Source organism: Streptomyces sp. S186, from assembly GCF_051603415.1.
GTDB lineage: Bacteria > Actinomycetota > Actinomycetes > Streptomycetales > Streptomycetaceae > Streptomyces.
The window spans coordinates 2417545-2432107 of sequence record NZ_CP193932.1; the positions used below are offsets into that span (position 1 = coordinate 2417545).

Annotated in this window: 10 protein-coding genes, 1 rRNA gene and 1 pseudogene; 2 read left to right on the forward strand and 10 right to left on the reverse strand. The window is 68.6% G+C overall.

What is annotated here, in order from left to right:
* Positions 1-213: 213 nt before the first annotated feature.
* The 4 genes from ACRAS8_RS09845 to thyX form a co-directional block, all read right to left on the reverse strand.
* A 16S ribosomal RNA gene (locus ACRAS8_RS09845) occupies positions 214-1742 on the reverse strand.
* Between the two features lie 622 nt (positions 1743-2364).
* Positions 2365-4050 carry a ribonuclease J gene (locus tag ACRAS8_RS09850; protein WP_438485561.1) on the reverse strand — a complete coding sequence of 562 codons (1686 nt, stop codon included), beginning with the start codon at positions 4048-4050 and terminating at the stop codon, positions 2365-2367.
* Between the two features lie 114 nt (positions 4051-4164).
* The gene (gene dapA / locus ACRAS8_RS09855) at positions 4165-5064 is read right to left on the reverse strand and encodes a 4-hydroxy-tetrahydrodipicolinate synthase (RefSeq protein WP_438485562.1); all 900 of its coding nucleotides are present in this window, start codon (positions 5062-5064) and stop codon (positions 4165-4167) included.
* A gap of 221 nt (positions 5065-5285) precedes the next feature.
* A complete protein-coding gene (thyX, locus tag ACRAS8_RS09860) occupies positions 5286-6032 on the reverse strand; it encodes an FAD-dependent thymidylate synthase (protein ID WP_438485563.1) in 747 nt (248 codons plus the stop codon).
* Between the two features lie 252 nt (positions 6033-6284).
* On the opposite strand from thyX, the gene ACRAS8_RS09865 reads away from it, so the two are divergent.
* Positions 6285-6524: a hypothetical protein gene (locus ACRAS8_RS09865; RefSeq protein WP_438485564.1), complete on the forward strand. Its 240-nt coding sequence runs from the start codon at positions 6285-6287 to the stop codon at positions 6522-6524.
* 135 nt (positions 6525-6659) lie between these two features.
* Positions 6660-7238, forward strand: a complete 579-nt coding sequence (locus tag ACRAS8_RS09870) for a PH domain-containing protein (protein WP_438485565.1) — start codon at positions 6660-6662, stop codon at positions 7236-7238.
* 171 nt (positions 7239-7409) lie between these two features.
* Here the strand turns inward: ACRAS8_RS09870 and ACRAS8_RS09875 are convergent.
* The 6 genes and pseudogenes from ACRAS8_RS09875 to eccD form a co-directional block, all read right to left on the reverse strand.
* Positions 7410-7862: pseudogene (locus tag ACRAS8_RS09875) on the reverse strand (hypothetical protein); the annotation flags it as partial.
* Positions 7863-7877: 15 nt separating this feature from the next.
* A complete protein-coding gene (gene dapB, locus ACRAS8_RS09880; protein ID WP_438485566.1) occupies positions 7878-8630 on the reverse strand; it encodes a 4-hydroxy-tetrahydrodipicolinate reductase in 753 nt (250 codons plus the stop codon).
* Positions 8631-8678: 48 nt separating this feature from the next.
* The gene (locus tag ACRAS8_RS09885) at positions 8679-10058 is read right to left on the reverse strand and encodes a M16 family metallopeptidase (RefSeq protein WP_438485567.1); all 1380 of its coding nucleotides are present in this window, start codon (positions 10056-10058) and stop codon (positions 8679-8681) included.
* Positions 10055-12277: a polyribonucleotide nucleotidyltransferase gene (locus ACRAS8_RS09890; protein WP_438485568.1), complete on the reverse strand. Its 2223-nt coding sequence runs from the start codon at positions 12275-12277 to the stop codon at positions 10055-10057. Before ACRAS8_RS09890 ends, ACRAS8_RS09885 begins: the two co-directional genes overlap by 4 nt.
* A 297-nt stretch (positions 12278-12574) precedes the next feature.
* The gene (gene rpsO, locus ACRAS8_RS09895; protein WP_030624900.1) at positions 12575-12862 is read right to left on the reverse strand and encodes a 30S ribosomal protein S15; all 288 of its coding nucleotides are present in this window, start codon (positions 12860-12862) and stop codon (positions 12575-12577) included.
* A gap of 162 nt (positions 12863-13024) precedes the next feature.
* A complete protein-coding gene (gene eccD, locus ACRAS8_RS09900) occupies positions 13025-14494 on the reverse strand; it encodes a type VII secretion integral membrane protein EccD (RefSeq protein ID WP_438485569.1) in 1470 nt (489 codons plus the stop codon).
* Positions 14495-14563 lie beyond the last annotated feature (69 nt).

Sequence of the window (14563 nt, forward strand, 5' to 3'; positions counted from 1 at the left end):
GAAGGTTCAGACCGTAGTCCGTACCCTCAGACACCCAACAGCGTGCCCGACCCGACCAGTTCACAGCTCACGTTCCACGCCGAAGCAGTACTAATGAACCCTCACCAATCGTGCCGAGTAGTCAACGTTCCACCCATGAGCAACCAGCATCAGACACTCGCTGATGTACTGGCCTCTGACCCGAACCAAGTCCGAGTAAGAAGTGCTCCTTAGAAAGGAGGTGATCCAGCCGCACCTTCCGGTACGGCTACCTTGTTACGACTTCGTCCCAATCGCCAGTCCCACCTTCGACGATTCCCTCCCACAAGGGGTTGGGCCACCGGCTTCGGGTGTTACCGACTTTCGTGACGTGACGGGCGGTGTGTACAAGGCCCGGGAACGTATTCACCGCAGCAATGCTGATCTGCGATTACTAGCAACTCCGACTTCATGGGGTCGAGTTGCAGACCCCAATCCGAACTGAGACCGGCTTTTTGAGATTCGCTCCACCTCGCGGTATCGCAGCTCATTGTACCGGCCATTGTAGCACGTGTGCAGCCCAAGACATAAGGGGCATGATGACTTGACGTCGTCCCCACCTTCCTCCGAGTTGACCCCGGCAGTCTCCTGTGAGTCCCCATCACCCCGAAAGGCATGCTGGCAACACAGAACAAGGGTTGCGCTCGTTGCGGGACTTAACCCAACATCTCACGACACGAGCTGACGACAGCCATGCACCACCTGTACACCGACCACAAGGGGGCGCCTGTCTCCAGACGTTTCCGGTGTATGTCAAGCCTTGGTAAGGTTCTTCGCGTTGCGTCGAATTAAGCCACATGCTCCGCTGCTTGTGCGGGCCCCCGTCAATTCCTTTGAGTTTTAGCCTTGCGGCCGTACTCCCCAGGCGGGGAACTTAATGCGTTAGCTGCGGCACGGACGACGTGGAATGTCGCCCACACCTAGTTCCCAACGTTTACGGCGTGGACTACCAGGGTATCTAATCCTGTTCGCTCCCCACGCTTTCGCTCCTCAGCGTCAGTATCGGCCCAGAGATCCGCCTTCGCCACCGGTGTTCCTCCTGATATCTGCGCATTTCACCGCTACACCAGGAATTCCGATCTCCCCTACCGAACTCTAGCCTGCCCGTATCGAATGCAGACCCGGGGTTAAGCCCCGGGCTTTCACATCCGACGCGACAAGCCGCCTACGAGCTCTTTACGCCCAATAATTCCGGACAACGCTCGCGCCCTACGTATTACCGCGGCTGCTGGCACGTAGTTAGCCGGCGCTTCTTCTGCAGGTACCGTCACTTGCGCTTCTTCCCTGCTGAAAGAGGTTTACAACCCGAAGGCCGTCATCCCTCACGCGGCGTCGCTGCATCAGGCTTTCGCCCATTGTGCAATATTCCCCACTGCTGCCTCCCGTAGGAGTCTGGGCCGTGTCTCAGTCCCAGTGTGGCCGGTCGCCCTCTCAGGCCGGCTACCCGTCGTCGCCTTGGTGAGCCATTACCTCACCAACAAGCTGATAGGCCGCGGGCTCATCCTTCACCGCCGGAGCTTTCCACGCACAGACCATGCGGTCGCGCGTCATATCCGGTATTAGACCCCGTTTCCAGGGCTTGTCCCAGAGTGAAGGGCAGATTGCCCACGTGTTACTCACCCGTTCGCCACTAATCCCCGACCGAAGCCGGTTCATCGTTCGACTTGCATGTGTTAAGCACGCCGCCAGCGTTCGTCCTGAGCCAGGATCAAACTCTCCGTGAATGCTTACCGGTAATCCGGCAAAAACACTCGCGTTGAGCGGAACCATGGGGAGGAATAATCCCCACGGTTCACAGCGTCCTCGCTGTGTGTGCCTCCCGAACAGGTCGGAAGGTCTTTCAAAGGAACCTCGTCCCAACGTGATGTTGGAGACGGGGTATCAACATATCTGGCGTTGACTTTTGGCACGCTGTTGAGTTCTCAAGGAACGGACGCTTCCTTCGGCCTGCCCTCGCGGGCTTCCTCCGGGCGCTTCCCTTCGGTCTTGCGTCTCCGACTCTATCAGATCCTTTCGGCTCTGATTTTCGCCGGTGCGATCCGGCCTTTCGGCTTTCTCGCGGTTCCGACTCTATCAGATCCTTTTTCGTTTCCGGCCGCTTCTCGATGAGCAGCTGCCAGCTTCGAAATTCGGTTCCGATTTTCTGTCGGAGGGGTTTGCCTTTCGGCTGTTCCGACTTTATCAGATTGCTCTGGGTCGGAATTCCGCGGTCTGCGGGGAGCGGTCCGTGCGCGCAGCGCGCGGTGCTTCCCGTTCTGGCGGAGCCGTAAACGTACTGGAGCGGGGCGCCCCGATGCAAATCCGGGCGCCCCGCTCCTACTTGAGGACCTTCGTAAGGACGGTCCGTCAGACCTCGACGACCACGGGCAGGATCATCGGGCGGCGGCGGTAGTTGTCGGAGACCCACTTGCCGACCGCGCGGCGAATCAGCTGCTGGAGCTGGTGGGGCTCGGCGATGCCGTCCTGGGCCGCCCTGGCCAGGGCTTCGTCGATCTTGGGGACGACGGCGTCGAAGTCCTTGTCGTCGATGCCAGAACCGCGGCCGTGGACGTTGGGGCCGCCGACGGTCTTGCCGGTGCTGCTGTCCACGACCACGAAGATCGAGATGATGCCCTCCTCACCGAGGATGCGGCGGTCCTTGAGGTGGGTCTCGGTGACGTCGCCGACCGAGAGGCCGTCGACGTAGACGTAGCCGGCCTGGACCTTGCCGCTGATCTTGGCGATGCCGTCGACGAGGTCGACGACCACTCCGTCCTCGGCGATGACGATGCGGTCCTTGGGGACGCCCGTCAGCGCGCCGAGCTCGGCGTTGGCACGGAGGTGGCGCCATTCGCCGTGGACCGGCATGAGGTTTCTCGGCTTGCAGATGTTGTAGAAGTACAGCAGCTCGCCGGCCGAGGCGTGGCCCGAGACGTGGACCTTGGCGTTGCCCTTGTGGACCACGTTGGCCCCCCAGCGGCTGAGGCCGTTGATCACGCGGTAGACCGCGTTCTCGTTGCCGGGGATGAGCGACGAGGCCAGGATCACGGTGTCGCCCTGGACGATGCGGATCTGGTGGTCGCGGTTGGCCATCCGTGAGAGGGCGGCCATCGGCTCGCCCTGGGAGCCCGTGCAGACCAGCACGACCTCGTCGTCCGGGAGGTCGTCGAGGGTCTTGACGTCGACGACCAGGCCGGCGGGGACGTTCAGATAGCCCAGTTCACGGGCGATGCCCATGTTGCGGACCATCGAGCGGCCGACGAAGGCGACCCGGCGGCCGTACTCGTGGGCCGCGTCGAGGATCTGCTGGATGCGGTGGACGTGGCTGGCGAAGCTGGCGACGATGATCCGCTTGCCGGCGTTCGCGAACACCTGGCGCAGCACGTTGGAGATGTCGCGCTCCGGCGGGACGAAGCCCGGGACCTCGGCGTTCGTGGAGTCGGTGAGGAGGAGGTCGATGCCCTCCTCGCCGAGCTTGGCGAAGGCCGGGAGGTCGGTCAGCCGGCGGTCCAGCGGGAGCTGGTCCATCTTGAAGTCGCCGGTGTGGACGGCCATGCCCGCGGGGGTGCGGATGGCGACCGCGAGGGCGTCGGGGATGGAGTGGTTGACGGCGATGAACTGGCACTCGAAGGGGCCCAGGCGCTCGCGGTCGCCCTCGGCGACCTCCAGCGTGTAGGGGCGGATCCGGTGCTCCTGGAGCTTGGCCTCGATGAGGGCCAGGGTCAGCTTGGAGCCGATCAGCGGGATGTCCGGCTTCTCCCGGAGGAGGTAGGGGACGCCACCGATGTGGTCCTCGTGACCGTGCGTGAGCACGATGCCGTCGATGTCGTCGAGGCGGTCCCTGATGGACGTGAAGTCCGGCAGGATCAGGTCGATTCCGGGCTGCTCCTCCTCGGGGAAAAGCACTCCGCAATCGACGATCAGCAGCCGGCCGCCGTATTCGAAGACCGTCATGTTGCGGCCGATCTCGCCCAGGCCGCCGAGCGGGGTGACGCGCAGGCCACCCTCGGGAAGCTTCGGCGGGGCGCCGAGCTCAGGGTGCGGATGACTCAAAAGACTCTCCTCACCATGCGCGCCACGCTGCCTTCGGGGCACGTGGCGCGCATGACATTCGTGCACTTGCTGTGGGGCGGTTGTTGTTCCGTATGCAGTTATGAAGTCTGTGTTCTAAAGCTGTACCCCGCCGGCGGCGAGATCGCGCTTGAGCTGCTCGGTCTCGTCGGGCGAGAGCTCCACCAGGGGCAGCCGCAGCGGGCCGGCCGGCAGGCCCTGGAGGCCGAGGGCGGCCTTGGTGGTGATCACGCCCTGGGTGCGGAACATGCCGGTGAAGACGGGGAGCAGCTTCTGGTGGATCTCCGCGGCCTTGGTGACGTCGCCGGTGAGGTGGGCGTCGAGGAGAGCGCGCAGCTCCGGGGTGACGACGTGGCCCACGACCGAGACGAAGCCGACCGCGCCGACCGAGAGCAGCGGGAGGTTCAGCATGTCGTCGCCGCTGTACCAGGCGAGGCCGGAGCGGGCGATGGCCCAGCTGGCGCGGCCGAGGTCGCCCTTGGCGTCCTTGTTGGCGACGATCCGCGGGTGTTCGGCGAGCCGGACCATGGTCTCGGTGTTGATCGGGACGCCGCTGCGGCCGGGGATGTCGTAGAGCATCACGGGCAGGTCGGTGGCGTCCGCGATGGCGGTGAAGTGCCGCAGCAGGCCCTCCTGCGGGGGCTTGCTGTAGTAGGGCGTCACCGCGAGCAGGCCGTGGGCGCCGGCGTTCTGCGCGGCGCGGGCCAGCTCGAGGCTGTGCCGGGTGTCGTTGGTGCCGGCTCCGGCGACGACGAAGGCTCGGTCGCCGACGGCTTCGACCACGGCGCGGACCAGCTGGGCTTTCTCGGCATCACTGGTGGTCGGGGACTCTCCGGTGGTGCCGTTGACGACGAGGCCGTCGTTGCCGGCGTCCACCAGGTGTGCGGCGAGCCGCTGCGCGCCGTCGAGGTCGAGAGCGCCATCCGCCGTGAACGGCGTGACCATGGCGGTCAGCACCCGCCCGAAGGGGGTCTGCGGTGTGGAAGTCGGAGCCATGGGTCCCACGCTACTCGTAGGGCGCAACAGGGTGTGCCTCTGGGGAGCAGGGAGGTGGACTCCGGCACTGCCTGCTCGGGGGTTCAAGCAGTGCCGGGTCCGTTTGTTCAGCGTAGTTGAACTACTCAAAGTGCCGCAATTCGGACACTTCGGACGGGTATTGCGGCGGTCGAGGGCCGCAGCGCCCTGTGGGGCACGCCGGGCCGTGCGCAGCCGGGGCGCTACGGAGCGATACGGCCGTTCGCATTGAACGCGGCATAGGTGAGGGGCATGAGCTTGGCCCAGTGCGCCTCCATCTGCTCGCCGACCATCTCGATCTCGCGCTGCGGGAAGGAGGGGACCTTCGCCTGCTCGTGCTGCGTGCGCAGGCCGAGGAAGTGCATCAGGGAGCGGGCGTTGCAGGTGGCGTACATCGAGGAGTAGAGACCGACGGGGAGCACGGCGCGGGCGACCTCGCGGGCCACGCCGGCGGCGAGCATCTCCTCATAGGCGGCGTACGCCTGGCGGTAGGTGTCCTCCATGACGCGGCCGGTGAGCTCGTGCTGCGCGGGGGTGCCCTCGACGAACTCGTACTTGCCGGGGCGGCCCTGCTGGACGAGCTTGCGGGACTCGCCGGGGACGTAGAAGACCGGCTCCAGCCGGCGGTAGCGGCCGGACTCCTCGTTGTACGACCAGCCGACGCGGTGCCGCATGAACTCGCGGAAGACGAAGATCGGGGCGCTGATGAAGAACGTCATGGAGTTGTGCTCGAAGGGGCTGCCGTGGCGGTCCCGCATCAGGTAGTTGATCAGGCCCTTGGAGCGCTCCGGATCCTTCTGCAGCTCCTCCAGGGACTGCTCGCCGGCCGTCGAGACCCGGGCCGCCCACAGCACGTCGCTGTCCGCTGCGCTGTGCTTGACCAGCTCGACCGTCACCTCGCTGCGGAAGCTGACGGGTGCGCTCTCGGCGCTGTCGGGGGTGTGGGACACCGGCGGTTCCTTCCGTTCGATCCTCGTGCGCGTCCAGCCTACGGCCCACCACTGACAGCGCCGGAAAGGGCGACTGATGCGGCGTTAGCGGCAGAATCGCGACAAAGTGGACGAAAGACGGCCCCGCTCACGGGTCGGCGAACCGCGGTTGATATTTTTCACAGAAGTAACGGAAAACGGGCACCAAACGGACGCCTCTGACGTCTTTGTCTGTGACAGTGCCCACTTCGAGGTTCCTAGGAGAGCCCCCTCATGTTCCGCCGGCGAGAGCCCGTCCCGTTCGCCTTCGTTGCCGAGGCAGACCGGTTCCGCAGCAATGTCACTCCCCCGCCGCGCCAGCGTGCCTCGCGTGCGCAGCTCTTCGGCCAGTCCCTGATCACGCTCACCGTGGTGGGCGGCCTGACGGGCGCCCTGCTCTTCGGCCTGCCGGCCCTCCAGCAGGACACCTCCGCGTCGACCGGGGTGCACCAGTCCGAGGCCGCGCACCGCTGAGCCGGCGGCGGAGCGGGCCACGGGTGTCCCACCCGGGTGGTTCCGCCCCGCCGGTCCCGATAGCCTCACCGCTCACAGCTTCCGCCGGCATGGCGTTCCGCGCCGTGCCGGCCAGCCGCGAGTGAGGACCCAGCCGTGCCCCTGCCCTTCCTGACGGCCGACCGTGCCCTCGACGCCGACGGCCGCACGGACCCCGACTTCCCGTCGTACGACAGCTCCGACCAATGGCGCCGTCCCTACCGCCCCGGACCGTGGCGGGTGGGGGCGGCGGCGGTGTTTCTGCTGCTCGCCTCGTTCGTCCTGCTCTCCGCGCTGATCATCGCGCTGGCCGGATCGCCGGCCGGGGCCGCGGTCTGCGCGGCGGTGGGGGTGCTGGTGATCGCGCTGGCGCTGCGGCTGGTGCGGGTGGGGATCCGGGTGAGCGCCCGGGGGCTGCGGCAGGTGAACCTGCTGCGCACCACGACCCTGCCGTGGTCCGCGGTCGGCGCGGTCCGCACGGTGCAGCAGCCGGTGCGCTGGCTGGGGCTGCCGCGGACGGTGCAGGGCCAGGCACTGCGCGTCGAGCGGGCGCAGGGTGAGCCGCTGCGGATCCTGCTGACGGACCGCAACGCGGACTTCCTGGGGCGCCCGGAGACGTTCGAGCGAGCCGCCGATGTGCTGGAGGCATGGGCGGCGGAGCACCGGCCCCAGGGGGCGGGGGAACGGATGCCGTAGGGGGCTTCCCGTAGGGGACGGGGGCGCCCCCTACGGGCCACAACGGGGTGGGGTGGGGCGCTATTCCGCGCGGGGCCCTCGGTCATCCGCGCGAGTGCCCGGGCTGTGCGGGGCGAGGGCCAGGATGTCGGCACCGGGTGTCGTTGGAGCCGCGATGTCGGCGGCACCGGGGCTCGTTGGCGCCGGGGTGCCGGCGTGCAGGGTGATGGCGCGTTGCATGGCCTTGCGGGCCCGGGGGGTGTCGCGGGCGTCCCGGTAGGCGACGGCGAGCCGGAACCAGGTGCGCCAGTCGCCGGGCGCCTCCTCCGTCTCGGCCTGGCGCCGGGCGAAGACCTCGTCGGCCGCGTCCCGGTCGATCCGGCCGCCGGGGGTACGCGCGAGGTCGTCGCGCGGCAGGCCCCCCTCCGCCGCCAGCTCGCGGGCCAGCCGGTTCGCGTCGCGCGCGAAGCGGGTGTTGGCCCACAGGAACCAGCCGCCCAGGCACGGCAGGACGAAGGCCACGGCGCCCATGCCCATCGCGGCCGGCTCGCCGGTCATCAGGAGCAGTACGCCCTCCATCGCCACCACGCCGAAGACCAGCACCAGCACGGTGGACAGGAAGACGTAGGTGATCTTTCCACCCATGGTCGTGATCCCCGATCAGCCCAGATCGAGGAAGTTCTCCAGGCCCACCGTCAGGCCCGGAGTGTCCACCACGCGCCGCACGCCGAGCAGGATGCCCGGCATGAAGCTGCTGTGGTGGAGGGAGTCGTGGCGGATGGTGAGGGTCTCGCCCTCCCCGCCGAGCAGCACCTCCTGGTGGGCCAGGAGACCGCGCAGCCGGACCGAGTGGACCGGGACGCCGTCGACGTCCGCGCCGCGGGCGCCGTCCAGCGCGGTCGTGGTGGCGTCCGGCTGCGGCGGGCAGCCGGCCTGTGCGCGGGCCTCGGCGATCAGCCGGGCGGTGCGGGCGGCGGTGCCGGAGGGGGCATCCGCCTTGTTGGGGTGGTGCAGCTCGACGATCTCCGTGGACTCGAAGAAGCGGGCCGCCGCCTGCGCGAACCGCATGGTGAGCACCGCCCCGATGGAGAAGTTCGGGGCGATCAGCACACCCGCGCCGGGGGCGGCGTCGAGCCAGGTGCGCAGCTGCGCGAGGCGTTCGTCGGTCCAGCCGGTCGTGCCGACCACACCGTGGATGCCGTGCCGCAGACAGAAGCCGAGGTTGTCCATCACCGCGTCGGGGGTGGTGAGTTCGACGGCGACCTGGGCGCCGGTCTCGACCAGCGTCTCCAGCTTGTCGCCGCGGCCGAGGGCCGCGACCAGCTCCATGTCGTCGGCGGCCTCGACGGCCCGGACGGCCTCGGAGCCGATGCGCCCCTTGGCTCCCAGGACGGCCACGCGCAGCTTGCTCATCGTTTTCCGCTCTCTCTTCGTGGTGGGACGGCCCGCCGGTACCGCCGCCTAGGCGACGGCGTCGTCCAGGCGGGCCGCCTGCCGGTCCTTCAGGGGGCCGATGACGGACAGCGAGGGGCGTGCGCCCAGGACATCACGGGCCACCTCGCGGACCTCGTCCGGGGTCACCGCCGATATCCGGGCCAGCATCTCGTCCACCGACATGTGCTCGCCCCAGCACAGTTCGCTCTTGCCGAGCCGGTGCATCAGGGCGCCGCTGTCCTCCAGGCCGAGGACCGTGGAGCCGCGCAGCTGGCCGATCGCGCGGCGGATCTCGTCGTCGGTGAGGCCCTCGGACGCCACCGTGTCGAGTTCGTCGCGGCAGATCTTCAGGACGTCGTGCACCTGGTTGGGACGGCAGCCGGCGTAGACGCCGAACAGGCCGCAGTCGGCGAAGCCCGAGGTGAAGGAGTACACGCTGTACGCCAGCCCGCGCTTCTCGCGGACCTCCTGGAAGAGGCGGGAGCTCATCCCGCCGCCCAGGGCGGTGTTCAGCACGCCCATCGCCCAACGCCGGTCGTCGGTACGGGACATACCGGGCATGCCGAGGACGACGTGGGCCTGCTCCGTCTTGCGGTTGAGCAGGTCGACCCGGCCGGCGGTGCGCAGGGTGCGGTTGCCGGAGCGCGGGGCGACCGGGGTGGCGTCCTGGCGGCGGAGCGCGCCGGCCCGCTCGAAGGCGCGGCGGACCAGGCGGACGACCTTGGCGTGGTCGACGTTGCCGGCGGCGGTGACGACCAGGTGGGTGGGGTCGTAGTGCTTCTTGTAGAAGCGGCGGATGCGGTCGGCGGAGAGCGCGTTGACGGTGTCGACGGTGCCCAGGACGGGGCGGCCCAGCGGGGTGTCGCCGAGCATGGTGTGCGCGAACAGGTCGTGCACGCAGTCGCCAGGGTCGTCCTCGGTCATGGCGATCTCTTCGAGGATGACGCCGCGTTCGGCGTCCACGTCCTCGGTGTCGATCAGCGAGCCGGTGAGCATGTCGCAGACCACGTCGATGGCGAGCGGCAGGTCGGTGTCGAGCACCCGCGCGTAGTAGCAGGTGTACTCCTTCGCCGTGAAGGCGTTCATCTCGCCGCCGACCGCGTCGATCGCGGCGGAGATGTCCAGGGCGGAGCGCTGCCGGGTGCCCTTGAAGAGCAGGTGCTCGAGGTAGTGGGTGGCGCCGTTCAGGGCCGGGGTCTCGTCGCGGGAGCCGACGTGCGCCCAGATGCCGAAGGTGACGGAGCGGACGGTGGGCAGCGTCTCGGTGACCACGCGCAGCCCGCCGGGGAGGGTGGTGCGGCGGACCGTGCCGGCGCCGGCGGCGCCCTTCAGGAGCGTTTGGGTACGGGCGACGGCCCGCCCCTCCGTGGAGGTGCGGGCCGTCGTCCGGTGCGTACGGGACGTCACTTGGCGGCGTCGTCCTTCTTGTCGTCGGCGTCGCCGTCCTCGTCCTCGATCACGGGGATCAGGGAGAGCTTGCCGCGCTGGTCGATCTCGGCGATCTCGACCTGGACCTTGGCGCCCACGCCGAGCACGTCCTCGACGTTCTCCACGCGCTTGCCGCCGGCCAGCTTGCGGATCTGCGAGATGTGCAGCAGGCCGTCCTTGCCCGGGAGCAGGGAGACGAACGCGCCGAAGGTGGTGGTCTTGACGACCGTGCCCAGGTAGCGCTCGCCGACCTCCGGCATGGTCGGGTTGGCGATGCCGTTGATCGTGGCGCGGGCGGCCTCGGCGGCCGGGCCGTCGGCGGCACCGATGTAGATGGTGCCGTCGTCCTCGATCGTGATGTCGGCGCCGGTGTCCTCCTGGATCTGGTTGATCATCTTGCCCTTGGGGCCGATGACCTCGCCGATCTTGTCCACCGGGATCTTGACGGTGATGATCCGCGGCGCGTTCGGGGACATCTCGTCCGGGACGTCGATGGCCTCGTTCATCACGTCGAGGATGTGCAGGCGGGCGTCGCGGGCCTGCTTCAGCGCGGCGGCCAGGACCGAGGCGGGGATGCCGTCGAGCTTGGTGTCGAGCTGGAGCGCGGTGACGAACTGCTTGGTGCCGGCGACCTTGAAGTCCATGTCGCCGAAGGCGTCCTCCGCACCGAGGATGTCGGTGAGGGTGACGTAGTGCGTCTCGCCGTCGATCTCCTGGGAGATCAGGCCCATCGCGATGCCGGCGACCGGGGCCTTGAGCGGCACACCGGCGTTCATCAGCGACATCGTGGAGGCGCAGACCGAGCCCATGGACGTCGAGCCGTTGGAGCCCAGCGCCTCGGAGACCTGGCGGATCGCGTAGGGGAACTCCTCGCGGGTGGGCAGCACCGGAACGAGGGCGCGCTCGGCGAGGGCGCCGTGGCCGATCTCGCGGCGCTTCGGGGAGCCGACGCGGCCGGTCTCGCCGGTGGAGAACGGCGGGAAGTTGTAGTTGTGCATGTAGCGCTTGCGGGTCACCGGGGAGAGGGTGTCCAGCTGCTGCTCCATGCGGAGCATGTTGAGGGTGGTGACGCCCAGGATCTGGGTCTCGCCACGCTCGAACAGCGCGGAACCGTGCACCCGCGGGATCGCCTCGACCTCGGCGGCGAGCGTACGGATGTCCGTGACGCCGCGGCCGTCGATGCGCTTCTTCTCCTTGATGACGCGCTCGCGGACCAGGGTCTTGGTCAGGGAGCGGTACGCGGCGGAGATCTCCTTCTCGCGGCCCTCGAACTCCGGCAGGAGCTTCTCGGCGGCGAGCGCCTTGACGCGGTCGAGCTCGGTCTCGCGCTCCTGCTTGCCGGCGATGGTCAGCGCCCGCGCCAGCTCGCCCTTGACGGCCTTGGTCAGCGCCTCCAGGACGTCGTCCTGGTAGTCGAGGAAGATCGGGAACTCGCCCTCGGGCTTGGCGGCCTTGGCGGCGAGGTCGGCCTGCGCCTTGCACAGGACCTTGATGAAGGGCTTGGCGGCCTCCAGGCCGGCGGCGACGACCTCCTCGGTGGGGGCCTCGGCGCCGTCCTTGACCATCTGGATGGTCTTCTCGGTGGCCTCGGCCTCGACCATCATGATCGCGACGTCGCCGTCGGGCAGCACCCGGCCGGCCACGACCATGTCGAAGACCGCGTCCTCCAGCTCGGTGTGGGTGGGGAAGGCCACCCACTGGCCGTTGATCAGGGCGACGCGGGTGCCGCCGATCGGGCCGGAGAAGGGCAGGCCGGCCAGCTGCGTGGAGCAGGAGGCGGCGTTGATGGCGACCACGTCGTAGAGGTGGTCGGGGTTGAGCGCCATGACCGTCTCGACGATCTGGATCTCGTTGCGCAGGCCCTTCTTGAAGGACGGGCGCAGCGGCCGGTCGATGAGGCGGCAGGTGAGGATCGCGTCCTCGCTCGGGCGGCCCTCACGGCGGAAGAAGGAGCCGGGGATCTTCCCGGCCGCGTACATCCGCTCCTCGACGTCGACGGTCAGCGGGAAGAAGTCCAGCTGGTCCTTCGGCTGCTTGGAAGCGGTGGTGGCCGACAGCACCATGGTGTCGTCGTCCAGGTACGCCACGGCGGAGCCGGCGGCCTGCTTGGCCAGGCGGCCCGTCTCGAAGCGGATGGTGCGGGTGCCGAAGGAGCCGTTGTCGATCACGGCTTCGGCGTAGTGGGTCTCGTTCTCCACCAGGAATATCTCCTCGTCTGCGTCCGCTGCCCGTGTGGCAGGGGACCGTCTTCGGTGGAGCGCCGGTTGCGGGCCGGTCTTCGATCGAAGCACCCGGGGTGGTGCCGCATGGGGTGACCATGCGCCGTCCGGGGGCCACTACCGAGGACCGGCGGCCAGGAGGCGCTCCTACCGCGTTCGCTTTTGCGATATGGCACCAGACTACAAAGCTTCCGTCCACCGCGCGGCGGTACGGCTGTCAGGTGCGTACGGCAAAGGGAGCGGCCCCCCGGTGGGAACCGCTCCCTTCACGGCGTCTTACTTGGCGCCCGCCGCACCGCGGCGGATGCCCAGGCGCTCCACCAGCTGGCGGAAGCGCGTGATGTCCTTCTTCGCCAGGTACTGCAGCAGGCGGCGGCGCTGGCCGACGAGCAGCAGCAGACCACGGCGGGAGTGGTGGTCGTGCTTGTGGGTCTTGAGGTGCTCGGTCAGGTCCGAGATGCGGCGGGAGAGCAGCGCGACCTGGACCTCGGGGGAGCCGGTGTCACCCTCCTTGGTGGCGAACTCGGCCATGATCTGCTTCTTCGTGGCGGCGTCGAGCGACACGCGTACTCCTTGGGATTGCGGTCCGTGAGCGCCCCTGGTCTACGTCACAGGGAATCTTGGATGACTCGGATGGACCGTCGCCCAGCGTACCAGTTGAAAACGGCCCCCCGACCGGGTGGTCGGGGGGCCGTCGCGCGGGCGCCGCGGTGCGGGCTCGCCGGTCTAGCTGCTGGTGAGGCCGCGCACCGTGCTGTACACGTCGAGCACCGCCAGGCACAGCGGCACCAGGGAGAGCAGGACCACGCCGTCGAAGATGTCGAAGATCCGGCCCCAGAAGGGGGTGACGCCCTTCTTCGGGACGACCAGGCCGACGCCGACGAGGACGGCGGCGCCCACCGCGATGCTGCTGGAGAACCAGATGGTGCGGACGTTCAGCGGGCCGGAGTCCTGGAAGCGCTCCAGGGTCATGAAGATGTCCAGCGGCGGGTGCAGCGCGATGCCCAGGATGAGCAGCACGATGGTGAGGATGCCGGCGATGGTCAGGCAGGCGACCTGGGCGGTGTAGTCGAAGAGCCGGGCGCGCAGCATGATCGTGATGCCGGCGGCCATGGCCAGCACCTGGGCCCAGACGTTGTCGGAGAAGCCCAGGACGATACCGGCGGAGCCGACGACCAGGGCGGAGCAGCCGGCGACCAGGCCGAGCAGGAGCTCGTGGCCGCGCTTGGCCTGGTTGCCGATCTTGACGAAGTCGACGGACTCGGTCTCGGAGGAGGAGCCGGACTCCAGGGCGCCCTTGGCGATCTGGTCGGGCGAGCGGTAGCCGATCGGCAGGCGGGCGAACCGGGCGGAGAGGCCGGGCAGCCAGGCGACCAGGGCGATGGAGACCACGGCGGTGACCGCGCCGACCTCGATGGGGGCGGCGTCGGTGAGGATCGCGGCGAACACCGCGAGGGTGCCGATGGCGGAGAGGAAGGCGGCCGCGACGAACGGGGCGTCACCGCGCGGCAGCAGCACCACCAGGAGCACCGACGCGATCAGCACCGTCACACAGCCGACGAGCAGGTGCAGCCGGCCGGGGCCGGAGCCGGGGTCGACGGGGAAGATGCCGGAGCCGGCGATGAGCAGGTGCGGCAGCGAGGCCAGACCCAGCGCGATCGAGGAGGCGTGGTCGTCGTAGACCCGGGCGCGGACGCCGGACAGGGCCACCAGGACGACGCCCACCACGCCGGCGATGATGCCGGGGAGCCGGTGCATGTCGCGGTTTTCGGGGTTGGAGAACCACAGGGCGAACGCCATCATCACCAGCAGCAGCACGCCGGCGCTGAGGCCGACGACGCGCATCAGGTCGTCGCTCCAGCGGCTGCGGTTCTGCTTGACCGCGGAGGCGATGGCATCCGAGACGTCGTCGAAGACCGGCAGCGGCAGCGACTCGGCGAACGGCTTCAGCAGCAGCAGGTCGCCGTCGAGGATCTGCTGCTGGGCCAGCGACTGCCCCGCGTCGAGGACCGTGCCGTCGCGGCGTACGAGGTGGTATCCGGTCGGGGCGCCCTCGGCCTGGGACTGTCCGGAGAGCCGCAGGATCTCCGGATAAATGTCGACGAGTGCCACGTCCTCCGGCAGTGCCACGTCGATCCGTGCGTCCGGCGCGGCGACTGTGACCCGGCAGAAGCCGGTGCCAGTGCTCGTGCTCACCTGGCGGTTCCCCCTATCCGTTGGGCGTTTTGTCGCGTCGCGCGCCGTATATATAAGGCCGTCCGTACG